This is a genomic window from Thalassovita mediterranea, assembly GCA_019448215.1.
In the GTDB taxonomy this organism is placed as follows: domain Bacteria; phylum Pseudomonadota; class Alphaproteobacteria; order Caulobacterales; family Hyphomonadaceae; genus Henriciella.
Window position 1 is genome coordinate 1,289,150 of the sequence record CP080408.1, and the last position, 15,409, is coordinate 1,304,558.

Annotated in this window: 12 protein-coding genes; 5 read left to right on the plus strand and 7 right to left on the minus strand. The window is 64.3% G+C overall.

What is annotated here, in order from left to right; all coding sequences use genetic code 11:
- Positions 1-28 precede the first annotated feature (28 nt).
- The 6 genes from addA to KUV46_06395 form a co-directional block, all read right to left on the minus strand.
- Complete coding sequence (gene addA, locus KUV46_06370) at positions 29-3,538, minus strand: double-strand break repair helicase AddA (GenBank protein QYJ02011.1); 3,510 nt, start codon at positions 3,536-3,538, stop codon at positions 29-31.
- Complete coding sequence (gene addB / locus KUV46_06375) at positions 3,531-6,632, minus strand: double-strand break repair protein AddB (protein QYJ02012.1); 3,102 nt, start codon at positions 6,630-6,632, stop codon at positions 3,531-3,533. The genes addA and addB overlap by 8 nt, the downstream gene beginning before the upstream one ends.
- Positions 6,608-7,327: a nucleotidyltransferase family protein gene (locus KUV46_06380; GenBank protein QYJ02013.1), complete on the minus strand. Its 720-nt coding sequence runs from the start codon at positions 7,325-7,327 to the stop codon at positions 6,608-6,610. Before KUV46_06380 ends, addB begins: the two co-directional genes overlap by 25 nt.
- Before the next feature lie 151 nt (positions 7,328-7,478).
- A complete protein-coding gene (locus tag KUV46_06385; GenBank protein QYJ02014.1) occupies positions 7,479-8,603 on the minus strand; it encodes a phosphotransferase in 1,125 nt (374 codons plus the stop codon).
- The gene (tsaE, locus tag KUV46_06390; GenBank protein ID QYJ02015.1) at positions 8,566-9,021 is read right to left on the minus strand and encodes a tRNA (adenosine(37)-N6)-threonylcarbamoyltransferase complex ATPase subunit type 1 TsaE; all 456 of its coding nucleotides are present in this window, start codon (positions 9,019-9,021) and stop codon (positions 8,566-8,568) included. Before tsaE ends, KUV46_06385 begins: the two co-directional genes overlap by 38 nt.
- Positions 9,021-10,139: a cystathionine gamma-lyase gene (locus KUV46_06395; protein QYJ02016.1), complete on the minus strand. Its 1,119-nt coding sequence runs from the start codon at positions 10,137-10,139 to the stop codon at positions 9,021-9,023. The genes tsaE and KUV46_06395 overlap by 1 nt, the downstream gene beginning before the upstream one ends.
- A gap of 139 nt (positions 10,140-10,278) precedes the next feature.
- On the opposite strand from KUV46_06395, the gene KUV46_06400 reads away from it, so the two are divergent.
- The 5 genes from KUV46_06400 to KUV46_06420 are packed head-to-tail and all read left to right on the plus strand — an operon-like array spanning position 10,279 to position 14,607.
- Complete coding sequence (locus KUV46_06400; GenBank protein ID QYJ02017.1) at positions 10,279-11,541, plus strand: cytochrome P450; 1,263 nt, start codon at positions 10,279-10,281, stop codon at positions 11,539-11,541.
- Complete coding sequence (locus KUV46_06405) at positions 11,541-12,218, plus strand: TetR/AcrR family transcriptional regulator (GenBank protein ID QYJ02018.1); 678 nt, start codon at positions 11,541-11,543, stop codon at positions 12,216-12,218. The genes KUV46_06400 and KUV46_06405 overlap by 1 nt, the downstream gene beginning before the upstream one ends.
- 14 nt (positions 12,219-12,232) lie before the next feature.
- The gene (locus KUV46_06410; protein ID QYJ02019.1) at positions 12,233-13,474 is read left to right on the plus strand and encodes an FAD-dependent oxidoreductase; all 1,242 of its coding nucleotides are present in this window, start codon (positions 12,233-12,235) and stop codon (positions 13,472-13,474) included.
- A 17-nt stretch (positions 13,475-13,491) separates the two neighbouring features.
- Positions 13,492-13,812, plus strand: a complete 321-nt coding sequence (locus tag KUV46_06415; protein QYJ02020.1) for a 2Fe-2S iron-sulfur cluster binding domain-containing protein — start codon at positions 13,492-13,494, stop codon at positions 13,810-13,812.
- A gap of 9 nt (positions 13,813-13,821) precedes the next feature.
- Positions 13,822-14,607: a thioesterase family protein gene (locus KUV46_06420; GenBank protein QYJ02021.1), complete on the plus strand. Its 786-nt coding sequence runs from the start codon at positions 13,822-13,824 to the stop codon at positions 14,605-14,607.
- A gap of 159 nt (positions 14,608-14,766) precedes the next feature.
- Here the strand turns inward: KUV46_06420 and KUV46_06425 are convergent, their stop codons facing one another.
- On the minus strand, positions 14,767-15,309 hold the full coding sequence (locus KUV46_06425; GenBank protein QYJ02022.1) for a hypothetical protein: 543 nt from the start codon (positions 15,307-15,309) through the stop codon (positions 14,767-14,769).
- Between the last annotated feature and the right edge of the window lie 100 nt (positions 15,310-15,409).

Here is a 15,409-nt window from a genome sequence, read left to right on the forward strand (position 1 = left end):
TCTTATAGATAGGAATTGTACGGATTCTTCAAAGGCGGCCAGCTAAACGCTCCAATGAGTTCTGCAATAAGCTGGTAGGGAGTTCGAAGAGGACGGGGCCGTCTGTGTAGAGCAGGCCCGCGCGGACGGTGCGCCTTGGCCAGGTCTCAGACAGGATGTGCGTATAGGCCGCCATCTGGGCGATATAGGACGCGTCGACATCCTCCACCCGCGCCGGGGCGGGGCGGTCTGTCTTGTAGTCGATGATGAGGACTTCTGTGTCGCTGACGACGAGGCGGTCGACCCGGCCATTGATGATGGTGGCACCAGAGGCGGTCTCGATTTCGCCGACAATGGCGGCTTCGGAGCGCCCGCCAGTGGCGAAAACGTGGCTGAAACTGTCATCGCTGAGCGTGCGGAGGGTGACGGCGAGGATCTCAGCGCGGGCGGTGTCATCGAGCTCTGCGTGGCGGTCTAACCAGGTGCGGGCGGCGGCCTCGCGGGCATCGGGGGCGAGCTCTGGCAGGTATTGCAGCAGGGTGTGGATGAGCTTGCCGCGTTTGAGGGCGGCGGCGCGGGCCGGGCCGAAGGGTTTCGAGACGGGGGCGGTGTCGGTCAGCAGGCGGCTGGGCGCGCGGATGCGGGTGGTGGGGCCAGTGCCGGGGGCTTGCTGTTTCGTCCAGAGGGGGGCGGCAGGCGGGGCCGCGCTGGCGCCGCTATCTGGCGTGACGGCGGGCTGGACCTCGCCATAGGTGAGGGTCTCGTCGGCATCTCCGCCATCGCCGCCTGTCAGCGACAGCATGCCCTGCCGGCAGAGGGCGTACCATGAGGTGTCGCCATAGCCTGCGCCAGATTTTGAGCCATGATGGGCGCCCGCAATGATGAGCCGGTCTTCTGCGCGGGTGAGTGCCACATAGAGAAGGCGGCGGGACTCGCGGGCCTGCGCGGTCTGTCGGGCAAGGCGGCGGGCGGCGATGACCGGCGGGTCTTCGGAGGCGCGTTTGGAATAGACCGGGATGCCACCTTCCAGCATGAAGAGCCCGTTCGTATCGGCTTTTTCTGCGCCGGTTGTGTCCGGCAGGATGACGATGGGCGCCTGCAGGCCCTTGGCGCCGTGGACGGTCATCACGCGGATTTCGCCATTGGCCTCGGCAAGGTCGCGTTTGAGCTGGCTGGTGTCGCTTTCGATCTCGGCGAGGAAAAGCTGGAGGCTGGCGGCCTCGCCCATGTCATAGCCGAGCGCGCGGTCGATAAGGGCGCTGACCGGGTCGCGGGCAGGCTCTCCGAGGCGCTGGATGAGACGGTCCCAGCCTGAGAGGCCGTCCTCGCGGCGCGTCGTCAGGGCGCGGGAGAGAAAGTCGAAAGCGGGCAGGTGGCGGTGGGCGAGGAGGTCCTCGCAGAAGGTGCGTGCCGGCGCAAAGACAGTGTCAGTCGCGGCCTGAAGCCGGTCCCACAGGCTTTCATTCTTTCGCTTATAGGCGAGCGGGAAGAGGTGATTGTCGTCATCGATGAGGCCGCAGAAGGGGCCGCGCAGTATCTCGGCGAGGGTCAGGTCATCGGAGGGGAAGAGGGCAAAGCGAATGAGGTTCAGGCAGTCCTGCACGCCGATATGGTCGAGCAGGACGAGCCGGTCTGCACCCGCGACGGGGAGCTTCTCATCCTTGAGGGCGCGGATGAGGGCGTTGAAGAGCGCGCCGCGTTTGCGCACCAGGATGAGGAAGTCTTCGGGGCGGGCGCCTTGCGGCTCGCCTTTGCGCCAGACAGGCTCACCCGCATCGACCATGCGGCGGATCTCTGCGGCGACCTGTTTGGCGAGTTTGTTCTTGGGAGAGCTCTCGCTGATATGGTCGAGCGGGGCGTCCCACGGGTCGCCTTCTTCTTCCTCAGTGTGCGGCGTGATCGGCCAGAGATCGACGCGCCCGGCCTCATCGCTGCGTTTGGCGACATGGGTGAGCGCGTCGGCCTCATCGGGCGGCATGTCGGAGAAGGGGTCGCCTGCGAAACTATCCTGATTGAAGACCGCATCGACGAAGCCGAGCACTTCCGGCGTCGAGCGGAAGGACATGGTCATGTCCGGCAGGTTTGCCTGTCCGTGGCGGGACTCTTCGGCGCCGATGAAGGCCTGCTTCTCCTGCAGGAAGCGTTCAGGGTCGGCGCCCTGGAAGGAGTAGATGGACTGTTTCTTGTCGCCGACAGTGAACTGGGTGCGCGGGTCGACGGCGCGCTCTGCACCCATTCCGGCGCGAAACTCGGTCACGAGGGCGTTGATCAGCACCCACTGGCTGGGGCTGGTGTCCTGCGCCTCATCGAGGAGGATGTGGTTGAGCCCGCCATCGAGCTTGTAGAGCACCCATTCGGCAATGCCGGGGGCGGTGAGGAGGCTTTTGGTGCGCTCGATCAGGTCATCGAAATCGAGGGCGGCGCGGGCGCGCTTTCCTGATGCGTAGCCGGAGAGGACGGGCAGTCCGACATCGATCAGCGCGGCGGTTGTCTCAAAGGCGCGGCGGGCTTTCAGGCGCTCCAGCAGGTTGCGAATGCGGAAAGCTTCGCTGCCGTCGCCGTCCTTCATCTGGTAGAGGGCGGTGGCTTCGGGGCAGAGGTCGCCGATCGCCTTGGTGTAGGGGTTGGACTTTTTCCAGTCGCCAGCCTGGGTGAGGAAGAGGCTGCAATAAGTCTCGAACCGGTCTTCAGCGGGGCGGGCTGAGAGGCAGTCGACCAGCTTGTCCAGGAGGTCGGCGTCGGTCTTTTTCAGGCTGGTCTCGCCGGAGAGGATGGAGACGATGGACTGGATGTCGGCGCGCGGGAGGTCGCAGCCCATCGCGTTCTCGACGAGTTCGGCGGCGCTTTCATCCGGGGCATTGAGGGCTGCTTTGACGTCGGCTTTCAGCGTTTCGGGGTCGCGGCCGGTGAGGTCTGTGGTGACGCTGCGCAGCGCTGAGAGAATGACCGATGCGCCGAGGCCGCCGCCAGCTTCGGAGAGGGCGGCGAGGGCGTCTGGATTCGTGTCAGCGGCGTGGAGGATCTGCTCACGCAGCGCGTCGGTCCAGAGTTCGTCAGCCTCGCGGTCCTCAATCTCGGTGAAACCCGGGGAGACGTGGGCTTCCAGCGGGAAACGGCGGAGGATGCGCGCGCAAAAAGCGTGGATGGTCTCGATGCGGAGACCGCCGGGTGTTTCGAGGGCCTGCGCAAACAGGGCGCGGGCGGCGTCGAGGTCGCTGGCCTCGTAGGTGTCAGCCGGGCGGTGCTCGAGCTCGGCAAGCTTGTCGCGCAAGGTCGCATCGTCGGCGACGGACCAGCTGCCGAGCGTGCGGAAGAGGCGGCCGAGCATCTCGTTCGCGGCGGCCTTGGTGTAGGTGACGCAGAGGATCGTGTCTGGCGCGGCGCCGGGGCGGCCGCCATCGCGGCGAAGGAGCAGGCGCGCGACGCGGTCGATCAGGACCTTGGTCTTGCCGGAGCCTGCATGTGCCTCGACCCAGGCGGAGCGGTCCGGCAGGGCGGCGTCGGCCTGCGCCTTCTGCGCGCGGGCATAGGGGGATGGAAAGTCGATCACATCAGTCATCGCCGCTCTCCGATATCCACTCATCGCGGCGGGCAAGGCGGGCATAGTCGGAGGCATAGGTCGCCCAGACAGGGCGCGGCATGCTGACATAAGGGTGCGCCGGGTCAGCAAAGCGCGCGATGAGCTGGGTCACGCCGGCGCGGGTTTCCTCAATGATTTCTTCGAGGGGCTTTTCAGGGATGGAACGCCCCGTACCATCGCCGATATTGCGGACAGCGAACTTTGAGCCGAAGCGGACATAGGTGAGCGCAGAGACGCTGTCGCTGCGAAGCTTGGTGTCGTCCTTAACGGCGAACCCATCGCCAAGCGCGATGATGGCTGAGAGAGGCATTTGCGGGTTGAGGCCTGAGCGCACCTGTTTCTCTGATGGTGGATCGCCTGTCTTGAAGTCGAGGATGGCGATGGAGCCGTCCTGATGGCGCTCCACGCGGTCAGCATTGGCGGTGACGGTGAAGCGGCCCTCAGGCATGGCGGGGGCGGTGAGGTCTGTCTGGCCGGAAATTTCGGTGTGGACGTGCCCGGCGATGAGGTGAAGGCGACCTGCGCGCCAGTCGAGATACTCAGCTGCGACTTTCCTGCGGACGGACACACCGCCGAGGATGATCTCTTCAAGTTCCCCAGCGCTGCGAAGTTCTTCTTCGATGAGCGCGACGAGACTGTCGGCCGATTTTTCGACGTCCTCATCCTCAAACTTTTCGAGGGCGGCGTGGATGGCGGTGCCGCGCGGGCGGGCATCAACCGGCATGTCGAGCGGGTCGAGCGGATAGAGGCCGAGCACTTGCTGGGCGTAGATCTTGTAGGGGTCACGGATGAGGTCTTCGATCCGGGTGACCGAGAGTTTTCGGGGCCGCGCCTCAAGCGCCGGGGTGGGGCGTGGCTCTGACGTGTAGCCCTCCGGCAGGGCAGGTGCTTCGCGCAGCGAGGTGAGCCAGTCGCGCGGGTCGGCGCCCTCTGACGGCTCAAGGACGCGGGCGGCCTCTTCCTCACCGAGGGCACCGCGAGCGAGCGTCGTCAGCCTCCATATCCACCGCGAGGCGACCGCTGGGGCGTCATCCCGGCGCCGGGCGCTGATCAGGGTGACATTCGGGGCCGCAGCCATCTGCGCAAAGTCGTGCGCCGAAAGGCCGATACGCTCATCGGGGTCAGCAAGACCGAGCTTCTTACGGAAATTACGGGGCAGGAAGGCGTCTGGTGGCGGCTGTTTTGGCCAGACATCCTCATTAAGGCCCGCGAGGATGAGCCGATCAGCGCTTTGCAGGCGAGCTTCAAGCGGGCCCCAGATGGCAAGGCGCGGATGGTCGCCGCCGGCATCGCGAACGCTGATGGTCTGGCAGTAGGATTTGAAAAGCTCTGCCCAGATTTCGGCGGGGGCAGGCTCAAGGCTGTCGCAGATGTCGGCAAAATCGCGCATCGCGGTGGAGAGGGCTGCGCCATCCTCGCCCGCCCAGGGCAGCGGCGCATCGCCAAGGTCTGCCATGAGATCGCTAACGGCTTCGAGAAAGCGGCGGCCGGAAATGGCCTCGCCATCCGGGCCAAGCCCTGCGCTGACGAGCCTCTGCTGGAGGTCAGCGATGATGCGGTGAGACGGGGCGGCAAAGTAGGGCTCTGGCCGCCCGCGCAGCGCTGCCTGATGACGCGCTTCCTTATCGAGCCGGTCGATATGGATTTCGAGGCCTTCGAAGTCTTCCCAGCGGCGCGGGCCGCGCAGGGTGTAGCGTTCCAGCGTGTCGAGGTCGTCGGTGGGCGTGACCTGCCTGTGTTTCAGCACGGCCAGCATGAGCGCGGGGTGGGTCGGGTCGCTCGCCCAGTCCATGGTGAGGGCGGCAAGGCTGCCAGAGCGGGTCTGCAGGAGCGGCGTGCCGCCGGACGGCGCAAGATCGACGCCCCAATGCTTCATCAGGGAGGAAACGCGCCGGGCAAGGCCTGCATCTGGCGTCACGAGGGCAGCGGTTTCGCCCTCGCGCTCCAGCGTCTCCCGCAGGAGCAGCGCGGCGCACCAGGCCTCATCCTGCTCATCGGCGGCTTCAAGCAGGGTGAGGCCGGAAAAGCCGTCGCGGGCAAAGTCTGCGCGCGAGCGGGCGCCTGCAAGTTCATCCAGCCGGGTCAGCCAGCCTGCGGTTTCGCTGGCCGGGGCGAGGGCTTCGTGGATCAGGGCGCGGCGGGCGCGGGCTTCATTGCTGTCTTTCAGGCCCGGCCATGGTGCGACTTCGTCGGGCAGGTAGCCGAGCCGGTCCAGCGTGCGGGCGAGCGCGGCCTGCGGGTGGCTTGGCGTCTCGACGATCTGGTCCATGGAGGCGCGGGTGAGGTCGCGGTCGAGACCCGGCAGCACGATGAGGGCGCGGGGCAAATGGAGGGCTGCCGTCATCAGCGCGAAGGCGGATGGGTCTGCGCCGGTCGAGCCTGCGATAATGACGTCGCCGCGCGGCGGACGATCGCGCCAGCTTGCGGCGGTTGCCTCCGCTGCGGCAAGGCGGCGGGCATAGGGGTCCATCCGCTGCTGGTCTTCAAGGCTGGCGGGCCAGGCTTGGGTAATGATTTTCAGGAATTCGACTGATTGCTGCCAGTGGACGGCGAGCTGTCGCTCTTCCACCAACGTATCGAGAAGGTCCCAGTTGATGCCGCCGCTGAGCGCGGCCTGATCGAGCAGGCGGGCAAGCTCTCCAGCGGCAGCGAGCGCAGAGGCGGGCGGCACCGGCGTGTCCTGCTTTTCGTAATAGGCAGAGACGAGCCGCGAGAGCTGGCCGAGGCGTTCGGCGCCAGACAGGGCGGGCGGCAGGTCTGCAAGGGCCGACTCAACGCCTGGGGGCGGCTCATCGTTTTCGAGGTCACCGAGCGGGCGGATCTCTGGCATGAGCAGCGTCTTGACGCCTGCCGCGCGATAGATGGCGAGGGCGAGCGCGCGGGCAGACCGTCGGTTCGGCACATAGATCAGATCATCGGCCAGCGCGTCGGGATGGGCGGCGGCGTCCTTTTCCTCGACAAGGGCGCGCGCAAGTTCATTCAGGAAGTTCGCGCCGGGCGGGATGGTTCGAAGTCGCGGCGCGCCGGGAGCAAATAGGCCGGGCCCGCTCATGCGCCGAAGCACCTCAGCCACATTTCGGCATCCTTGAGGGATTTCGGATCACCGACATGCAGCCAGAACCGGTCGAGCGGCAGGCCCTGCATCCGCTTTTTCTCAAGCAGGCCAGACCAGACGCGGAAGGCGGAGAAAGGCTCTGCCGGGTATTCGGCATAGAGGGCAGGCTTTGCAATGCGCAGGCCCGCATAGGCCCAGGCCGCTGACGGGTCATCGCCGCGATGGGTGATGAGGCCGTCATCGGACAGGTGGAAATCGCCCTTTCCGGAAAAGCCGAGACAGCGCTCACGGTCAGCCAGAAGCAGGATTTCATCGGCGTTTGCCGGGTCGTATGTGTCGGCCAGTGCCTTCAGCGGCGCGCTGTCACCCGGTGCCCAGAATGCATCCGTGTTGACGACGAAAATCGGGTCTTCGCCGAGAAGGCTGGCAGCTTTCGAGATAGCGCCGCCGGTTTCGAGCACTTCTTCGCGTTCGTCGGAGAAGACGACTTCGACCCCGCCAATGCCGCGCGAATGGGCCTCCACCTGATCGGCGCACCAGTGCGTGTTCACGACGAGGCGCTTCACGCCTGCCTCAATGAGCGGTTCGATCTGGCGGTCCATGAGGCGTTTGCCAGCGACTTCGATCAGCGGTTTGGCTGTCGTGTCGGTCAGCGGGCGCATGCGGGTGCCGAGACCTGCAGCGAGGATCATGGCGGTGTGGGGGATGGTCATGTTCTGGAGGCCCCATGTTTCTGGCCTGTTGAGATAGGTCCCCACCCCGACCCTCCCCGTGAACGGGGAGGGGGTGCAAACGTTGCGGTCAGGTCTCCCTCCCCGCCTGCGGGGAGGGTCGGGGTGGGGCGAAGAATTACGTGGCCCATCCTTACGCCTCCTCAAAAATGAAGGGGGCGGTGTCGGCGACGAAGGCGGCCATGCCGGCGGCGGCGGGGTGTTCGAGGTTGCGGGCCAGAAGCTGTTTCTGGCGCGGCAGGAAGAGCTTGTAGCGGGCCTTGCCGTCGCGCTCGATCAGGCGGGCGAAGATGCCGACGATGCGCAGCGCGTTCAGCGTGCCGATAATCGCGAGGCGTTCGAGGAAGTCAGCCTCTGCCTTGCCGGTCCTGTCGAGATAGGTGCGGATGGCGGCCGATTGGGCGGCGGGGGAGACGGGACGGCGGGCGTCCTGGACCAGCATGGCCATGTCCCAAGCGTCCCAGCCGACAACGGCGTCCTGAAAGTCGAGCAAGCCGACACGGGCGCGGCCATCCCGCTCTGGGAGCCAGATCAGGTTTTCGGCGTGATAGTCGCGCAAGGTGAGCTCTCGCGGAAAGGCCTGCGCGCGTTCTATCAGGGCAGCGAGTTCGCTTTCCCAGCGCGCACGGTCGGCGTCCGAGAGGGACATGCGGGGGTCGAACTTCGGGTACCAGTTGGCAAACAGGCTGGCATTCACATTGAGGGCCAGCGTGTCGAAATCGAGGATCGGCCATGTCCGCTCGAGGGCGGTGAGTTCTTTCGGGATGTCGAGGGCGTGCAGGTCTGCAAGTGCGCCCGCGGCGGCGGTGTAGAGTTCGACCTCGTCGGCCCCCTTCTCGATGAGGCGGGCGAACTCTTTCTGGCTGCCGAAATCCTCAATGACGGCGAGGCCGAGGGCGGCGTCGCCCGCGAGCACTTCCGGCGCACTGAAGCCATTGGTGCGCAGCCAGCCACCGATGGCGGCAAAGGCTTCGACGCGGGAGGCGGCAAGGCGGGACTGCTTGTTCCAGCCGCCAGCAAGACGTTCTTCGTGGCCCATATCCGGGGTGCACGGATCATCCTCGACCAGCGGGGCGTCCATGAGGAGGGCGGCTTCGCCATCAGCGCGCGACAGGCGGCCATAGCGGCGCGTCGAGGCGTCGGCATTCAGCCAGTCGAGACGCGCATCGGCCCAGCCGGCGCGGGTGAGAAAGGCCTCGATCTCGGCCTGCCTGTCTGCGTCAAATCCCATGGAGCCGAGACTGCCAGTCTTCGCCATGCGGTTCCAGCCTTGCTGTGCGACCTTCGGCGGTTTGTTCGAGGGTGAGGTCGAGCCGCCAGGCAGGCAGGTGCTCGCCTGCCTTGAGCGGCCATTCGATGAGGGCGAGGCCGCCAGCGGTTTCGTCCCAGCCAAGCTCTGTCACCTCGTCCGGGTCTTCGATCCTGTAGAGGTCGAAATGGTAGATGGTGAGGCCGTGCGCGTCATAGGTCTGGACCAGCGTATAGGTCGGGCTGGGCACTTCTGTGGGGGCGCTGCGCAGCGCCGAGATGAGCGCGCGGGAGAATGTGGTCTTGCCCGCGCCAAGCCCGCCATGAAGGGCGATCACATCGCCAGCCTTCAGGTGCGGGGCGAGGCGGGCGGCAAGGCGCGCGGTCGCGGCCTCATCTGCGAGGTGAAGTTCGAGACTGTCGGCCATCAGAGTGTGTCCAGTGTCTGGCTGACGGCGGCCAACAGGGCATCAGTCGGCTCACAGCCTGCAGAGAGGCGGACATAGCCGGGGGCGACATCATCGCCCCAGCGGGCGCGGCGCTCTCCGCTCGTCTGAATGCCGCCAAAACTGGTGGCGTGGAAGATGGCCGGGCAGTCGTCGATGAAGCGTTCTGCGGTCTCTTCGGTCTTGAAGGTCGCGCCAAGGACGAAGCCCGGGCGGACCATCTGCTTTGCGGCGATGGCGTGCGAAGGGTCGTCTTCAAGGCCGGGGTAGCGGACGGTGGACACGGCCGCGTGGCCTTGCAGGAGGCGGGCGAGGGCGTCTGCATTTGCACACATACGCTCCAGCCGAAGCTCCAGAGTCATGAGGCCGCGATAGGCGAGATAGGCTTCGGCAGGACCGGGCGTTGCGCCTGAGAGCTTGCGCCACTGGCGCACCCGCTCGATCAGGGCCTCATCCTTTGAGGCGACATGGCCGAACAGGACATCGGAATGGCCGGCCAGCGCCTTGGTGTCCGAGGCGACCACCATGTCGGCGCCGAGGGCGAGCGGGTCCTGCAGGAGCGGAGTGGCCGTCGTGTTATCGACGCAGACTTGAGCGTCGGCAGCATGCGCACGCTCACAGATCGCCTTGATATCGCAGACGTCGAGACCCGGGTTGGAGGGCGTTTCCAGCCAGACAAGGTCAAAGCCTGAGAGGTCATAGGTGTCCATCTGGCGCGTCGGGACGAGGACAGGCTCAATGCCGTGCTGGCGCAGGAAACCGTCGATCAGGACACGGACGGTGTAGTAGCCATCAGACGGTAGCAGGACGCGCGCGCCGGGGCCTGCGAGCGCCATGAGGGCAGCGGTGACGGCGGCCATGCCGCTTGGAAAGCAGATGGTGGGCGCGTCTTCGAGCGCGCCGATCGCGTCTTCTATGGCCTGCCAGCCGGGATTGTCGAAACGGCCATAGGGGAATGGGTGGTCAGGCGCGCCGGGCAGCGCATATTTCGCGGCATTGATGATGGGCGGGGCGAGGGGCTCACCCTTGGCGACTTTGCGGGCGCGGCCATGCAGCATGTCGAGGACGCGGCGCTGCGGATTGCTGTCCTGGTCTGTCATCGGCTGAGCCCTCTCATCGCCCTGTCTTGCCTGATCGGGATATCGCGGCGCGCCCGCCATCTCAAAGGAATTAGCGCGGCTGATTGCAGCTTTCGCAGTTCTAGGGTATGCACCCTAGAAAAATGTGGGAGGATAAATCATGCCGGATACGGCCCAGCTTGTTGAAAACGATGTGCTTGCCAGAAACCTTGAAGGCCCGATCGACAAGGTCGACCCCAGCGAGGCGGCTTTGTTCGAGCAGAATGTGCATCATGAAGTCTTCCGCCGGCTGCGCCGCGAGGACCCGGTCCACTTCCTGCCGGACAGCGCTTTCGGGCCGTACTGGTCGATCACGAAATTCCAGGACATCGTGACCGTCGATTCCAACCATAAGGTCTTCTCGTCCGAGCCGAGCATCGTGATCGGCGACCCGACCGACAATTTCCAGCCGCCCATGTTCATCGCCATGGACCAGCCCAAGCATGACGTTCAGCGCCGGGCCGCCCAGCCAGCCGTCGCACCGACGCAGCTCTCAGAGCTCGAGGCGCTGATCCGCGAGCGGGTCTGCACCATTCTCGACGACCTGCCGGTGGGCGAGGAGTTCAACTGGGTGGAGAAGGTGTCCGTCGAACTGACCACGCAGATGCTGGCGACGCTGTTCGATTTCCCGTTCGAGGACCGCCACAAGCTGCCTTTCTGGTCAGACGTTGCGACCACGTCCGATGCGGTTGGGGTTGTCGGCGCCGACATGGAATGGCGCATGAAGCACCTGACCGAGTGCCTCGAATACTTCTCCCGCCTCTGGGTGGAGCGCGCGAACCAGCCGCAGAAATTCGATTTCATTTCTCTGCTCGCCCATAGCGATGACACAAAGCACATGATTGATGAGCCGATGGAGCTGCTCGGCAATCTCATGCTGCTGATCGTCGGCGGGAATGACACGACGCGGAATTCGATTTCCGGCGGGGTCTATTTCCTGAACAAGTTTCCCGGTGAGTATGAAAAGCTGAAAGCCAATCCTGCGCTCATCCCGAACATGGTGTCAGAGATCATTCGCTATCAGACGCCGCTCGCGCATATGCGCCGCATCGCGCTCGAGGATTTCGAGCTTGGCGGCAAGACCATCAAGAAGGGCGACAAGGTCGTCATGTGGTATGCGTCCGGCAACCGCGATGAAGAGGTGATCGAGAATGCCGACGAGTTCCGGATCGATCGGGAGAGGGCGCGCCATCACGTGTCCTTCGGGTTCGGCATTCACCGTTGCATGGGTAACCGCGTCGCAGAGATGCAGCTGCGCATCCTGTGGGAGGAAATCCTGAAACGGTTCGATCATGTCGAAGTCGTCGGTGAGCCCGAGCGGGTCCAGTCGAACTTTGTGACGGGCTATGTGAACCTGCCAGTCGTGTTGCACGCGAAAGCCTGATGGCGGCCGGTACACGCGAGAAGATCATCGAGGCGGCCCGCCAGCTGTTCAACCGGCTGCACTATGGCAATGTGACGACGGCCATGCTGGCGGAGGCCGCCAGCATTTCCGAAGGCAATCTCTGGTATCACTTCAAGACCAAACGCGACCTTCTAGAAGCGATCACAGAGGATTTTCTCGCTTTCAATGCAGAGCGTATGAGCTATCGCCCGAACCCGGGCGATGTGCTCGGCTCCTATGTCGACTATCTGGGCGTGCTGGCGAGGGAGTTGCGGACCTATCGCTTTCTTTACCGCGACCAGGCCGATTATGGCGCGCATTCGGACGCGCTTCAGGCAAAGCTGCCTTACATCCATGAAGTGTCGCTGGAGAATTTCAGCGCCTATTTCCGGGCGATGAAGGATGCGGGGCTTCTGGATATTGAAGACGAGGAGATCCCGGATCTCTCCGTAAATGCGGTCCTCGTCCTGCGATACACACTCGAATATCTGCGCGAGTCCGGGAAGGCAGAGACCGAAGGATCTGGCGCGGTCATGGGCGGTATCCGGCAGCATTTGACCTTGTTCTCCCATCGCCTTACCAGCGCCGCTAAAGCAGAGCTGGAAGCGCGAATTGGCGCACTTGCGCGCGATGGCTTGAAAAATCGTGACGCCTGCGTCATGAATGCGCGCAATTAGGGAGGAGAACAGGTTTGGACCTGTCGGCAGCAAAGAAGATCGTGGTCATTGGCGGCGGCCAGGCGGGCGCGCAGGCGGTTCAGTCGCTGCGCCAGTTTGGCTATGAAGGCGAGATCACGCTTGTCGGCGACGAAGCAGCCCTGCCTTATCAGCGTCCTCCCCTCTCCAAGGCCTATATGAAGGGCGAGCTGGCCGAGGACCGGCTCTATTTCAAACCATCGGCCTGGTATGAAGACAACAAGGTCGAGACGCTGCTTTCACAGCGGGTTGAAAAGATCGACCGCGCCAATCGTCAGGTCCTGCTGCAGCATGGCGGGCATCTCGATTATGACGCCGTGATCATCGCGACAGGCTCGCGCCCTCGTCCGCTGCCGGTGGAAGGCGCCGACCTTGAGAATGTGTTCGAGCTGCGCGGGCTTGCCGATGTGGAGCATATCCAGCCAAAGATGATCCCCGGCCACAGGCTGGTGATTGTCGGCGCGGGTTATATCGGCCTCGAAGCAGCCGCTGTGGCGCGCCAGTTGGGCCTTGAAGTCACCGTTCTGGAGATGGAGCAGCGCGCGCTCGCCCGTGTGACGAGTCCGGTTATCAGCTCTTTCTATGAAGCGCTTCACATGGAGCATGGCGTCGACGTGCGCTGCGGTGCGCGTCTCGGCAGCCTGAAGGGCAAGGGTGGCAAGCTGACCCATGCGGTGCTGGCGTCCGGTGAAGAGATCGAAGCCGACATGGTGCTGGCCGGGATCGGCATCATCCCGAATGTTGAACTCGCTGAAGAGGCGGGTCTGCCCTGCAAGAATGGCATTATCGTCGACGAAGACGCCCGCACCAGCGACCCGCGCATCTTTGCGGCCGGTGACTGTACGGTCCGCCCGCTGGCGCACTATGCGCGTACGGGCCGGCTTGAGAGCGTTCACAATGCGATCGAGCAGGGAAAGCTCGCGGCGGCCGCCATTATGGGCAAGCCGCGCCCGGCGCTGGACTGCCCGTGGTTCTGGTCTGACCAGTACGACATCAAGCTTCAGATCGCCGGCCTGTCGCAGGGCCATGACGAGGTCGTCGTGCGCGGCGACATCGACGCGAAAAAGTTTGCGGCCTTCTACAAGAAGAATGGACGCCTCATCGCAGTGGATGCCATTAACAGCCCGCCGGAATTCATTGCATCGAAACGACTGATCATGTCTGGTGCATCCGTTGCGTCTGAGACGCTTGCGGATACATCCATCAGCATGAAGGAAATTGCGGCTGCGGCCGCCTGAGGAGACAGGGAATACACATGCCGACCATTACCTATATCGACCACGACGGAACCGAGCGCCCAATCGAGGCCAAGAACGGCGAGACCGTGATGGAAACCGCCATCAAGAATTCGGTCCCCGGAATCGACGCCGACTGCGGTGGCGCCTGCGCTTGCGCGACCTGCCACGTCTATGTCGACGAAGCCTTTATGGACAAGGTCGGCCAGCCAGAAGAGATGGAACAGTCCATGCTCGACTTCGCAGAGAATGTTCAGGCCAATTCGCGCCTGTCCTGCCAGATCCAAGTTTCCGATGATCTGGACGGCCTGCGCGTCACGACGCCGGAAAGCCAGCACTAGGCTGACACTGTGCAGTACAGTGAGCTGATTGCCGGGCTGCAACGCGGCCAGGCCGGGCGTATTGAAGCCGCGATCCCAGACGACTGGATGCAGGGCCGCACGACCTATGGCGGCCTGACGGCGGCGCTCTGCCTTGAGGCGGCGCTGGAGCTTGTACCGGACATGCCGGTTCGCGCTGCGCAGGTTGCCTTCGTCGGCCCTGTTGGCGGAAAGGTGGTTATCTCGCCGACGGTCCTGCGGCGCGGCAAGTCGTCTGCCTTCGTCAATGCCGACCTTGTCAGCGAAGACGGCGTCATGGCGCGCTGTATCTTCACTTTCGGGGCCAAGCGCCCGTCCCAGATCAACAAGTCGTCGATCGTACAGCCTGAGGTGGACGGGCCAGAGGCCTACCCGTCCTTCTTCGGGTCTGGCAGGCGCCCCAACTTCGCGCACAATTTCAATGTGCGTCTGGCCAAGGGGCAGCCGCCGGTGAGCGGCGCCGAGCGCGGCGACATAACCCTATGGCTGCGTCACAAGGATGAGGGTGCGCTCTATAATGCGACGACGCTGCTATCGCTTGCCGATGCACCGCCGCCAGCGGCCATGTCCATGATGGTGGAGCCGGGCCCGATCAGCTCCATGACATGGATGGCTGAATTCCTGACCGACGAGATCACGACGACCGAAGGCTGGTTCCTCGTCCACCATGAGGCGCAGGCGACGCGTGACGGCTATTCCAGCCAAGCGATGCGCCTCTGGAACGCCGGGGGCGAGCCGCTCATGATCGGCCGCCAGACCATTGCGGTTTTTGCCTGATTGAGATCCCGACTAGACCAATTCCGCTTTCAGCGGGATCGGTCGTCGGTTTGTTTCCGCTCACGCGAGCCTGCTGAAGCGGGCGGCTCCGCGGGGGCAGCGCATTCGCGCCGGGCTCGCCTTGAACGCCTCCGCGTTTCCGTCGAAGTCGGAAACGCTCTAGGCGCCGGGCGTCACGATGGCGGTGACCTTGGTGTAGGTGCGGCCATCGGGTGTTTGGGCTTCTGTCGGTCCTGAGAACTCAATCGCCGTGCCCTGGCCAGAGACGAGGCGCATGCCAGCTGTGCTCGCCGCGCTTTCCCTGAAGCCGTTGGCCTTTGCCGCGTTTGCAGCAACCTCCAGCGCCGTTTCTGCGGGGAGCCCGACGGCGATGACTTCGCAGCGGTCATACGGGTCGAGCTGCATCTGGACGAGGCCTTCAGCAAGCTGCCAGACAGGGAGGGTGTCGCTTGAGACGACCGGGATCTTGTTGTCATCGATGAGGCGAATGCGTGTTGCGCCCTTCACCTCGAATTCAGCAAAGCTCTGCTTGCCTTCAATAGCGGGCGCGCAATGGGCGGTCACCGCGTCGGCGAACGCCTTGAAGCCCGCGCTTTCATCGATGTAGGCGCCGTCCTTGTAGTAGGCGCGTTCGTCCTGCGAGACGCAGGCCGTGGCCAGAAGGGTAGCGCCCGCGATAAGGGCGAGGTGTCTGGTTTTCATTATCTTGTCTCCCCGTGAGTTGCGGGAGGATGACATAAGACCTGCAGATACACAAAGACCGCCCGTTTCGGGGCGGCCTTGTTGAGTCTGGATTGCCGAA

Bases quoted from the DNA above. Each gene is read 5' to 3' on its own strand.
- addA (QYJ02011.1), bottom strand. From the start codon at position 3,538: ATGACTGATGTGATCGACTTTCCATCCCCCTATGCCCGCGCGCAGAAG.
- KUV46_06385 (QYJ02014.1), bottom strand. From the start codon at position 8,603: ATGGCGAAGACTGGCAGTCTCGGCTCCATGGGATTTGACGCAGACAGG.
- tsaE (QYJ02015.1), bottom strand. From the start codon at position 9,021: ATGGCCGACAGTCTCGAACTTCACCTCGCAGATGAGGCCGCGACCGCG.
- KUV46_06395 (QYJ02016.1), bottom strand. From the start codon at position 10,139: ATGACAGACCAGGACAGCAATCCGCAGCGCCGCGTCCTCGACATGCTG.
- KUV46_06405 (QYJ02018.1), top strand. From the start codon at position 11,541: ATGGCGGCCGGTACACGCGAGAAGATCATCGAGGCGGCCCGCCAGCTG.
- KUV46_06415 (QYJ02020.1), top strand. From the start codon at position 13,492: ATGCCGACCATTACCTATATCGACCACGACGGAACCGAGCGCCCAATC.
- KUV46_06400 (QYJ02017.1), top strand. From the start codon at position 10,279: ATGCCGGATACGGCCCAGCTTGTTGAAAACGATGTGCTTGCCAGAAAC.
- KUV46_06380 (QYJ02013.1), bottom strand. From the start codon at position 7,327: ATGACCATCCCCCACACCGCCATGATCCTCGCTGCAGGTCTCGGCACC.
- KUV46_06425 (QYJ02022.1), bottom strand. From the start codon at position 15,309: ATGAAAACCAGACACCTCGCCCTTATCGCGGGCGCTACCCTTCTGGCC.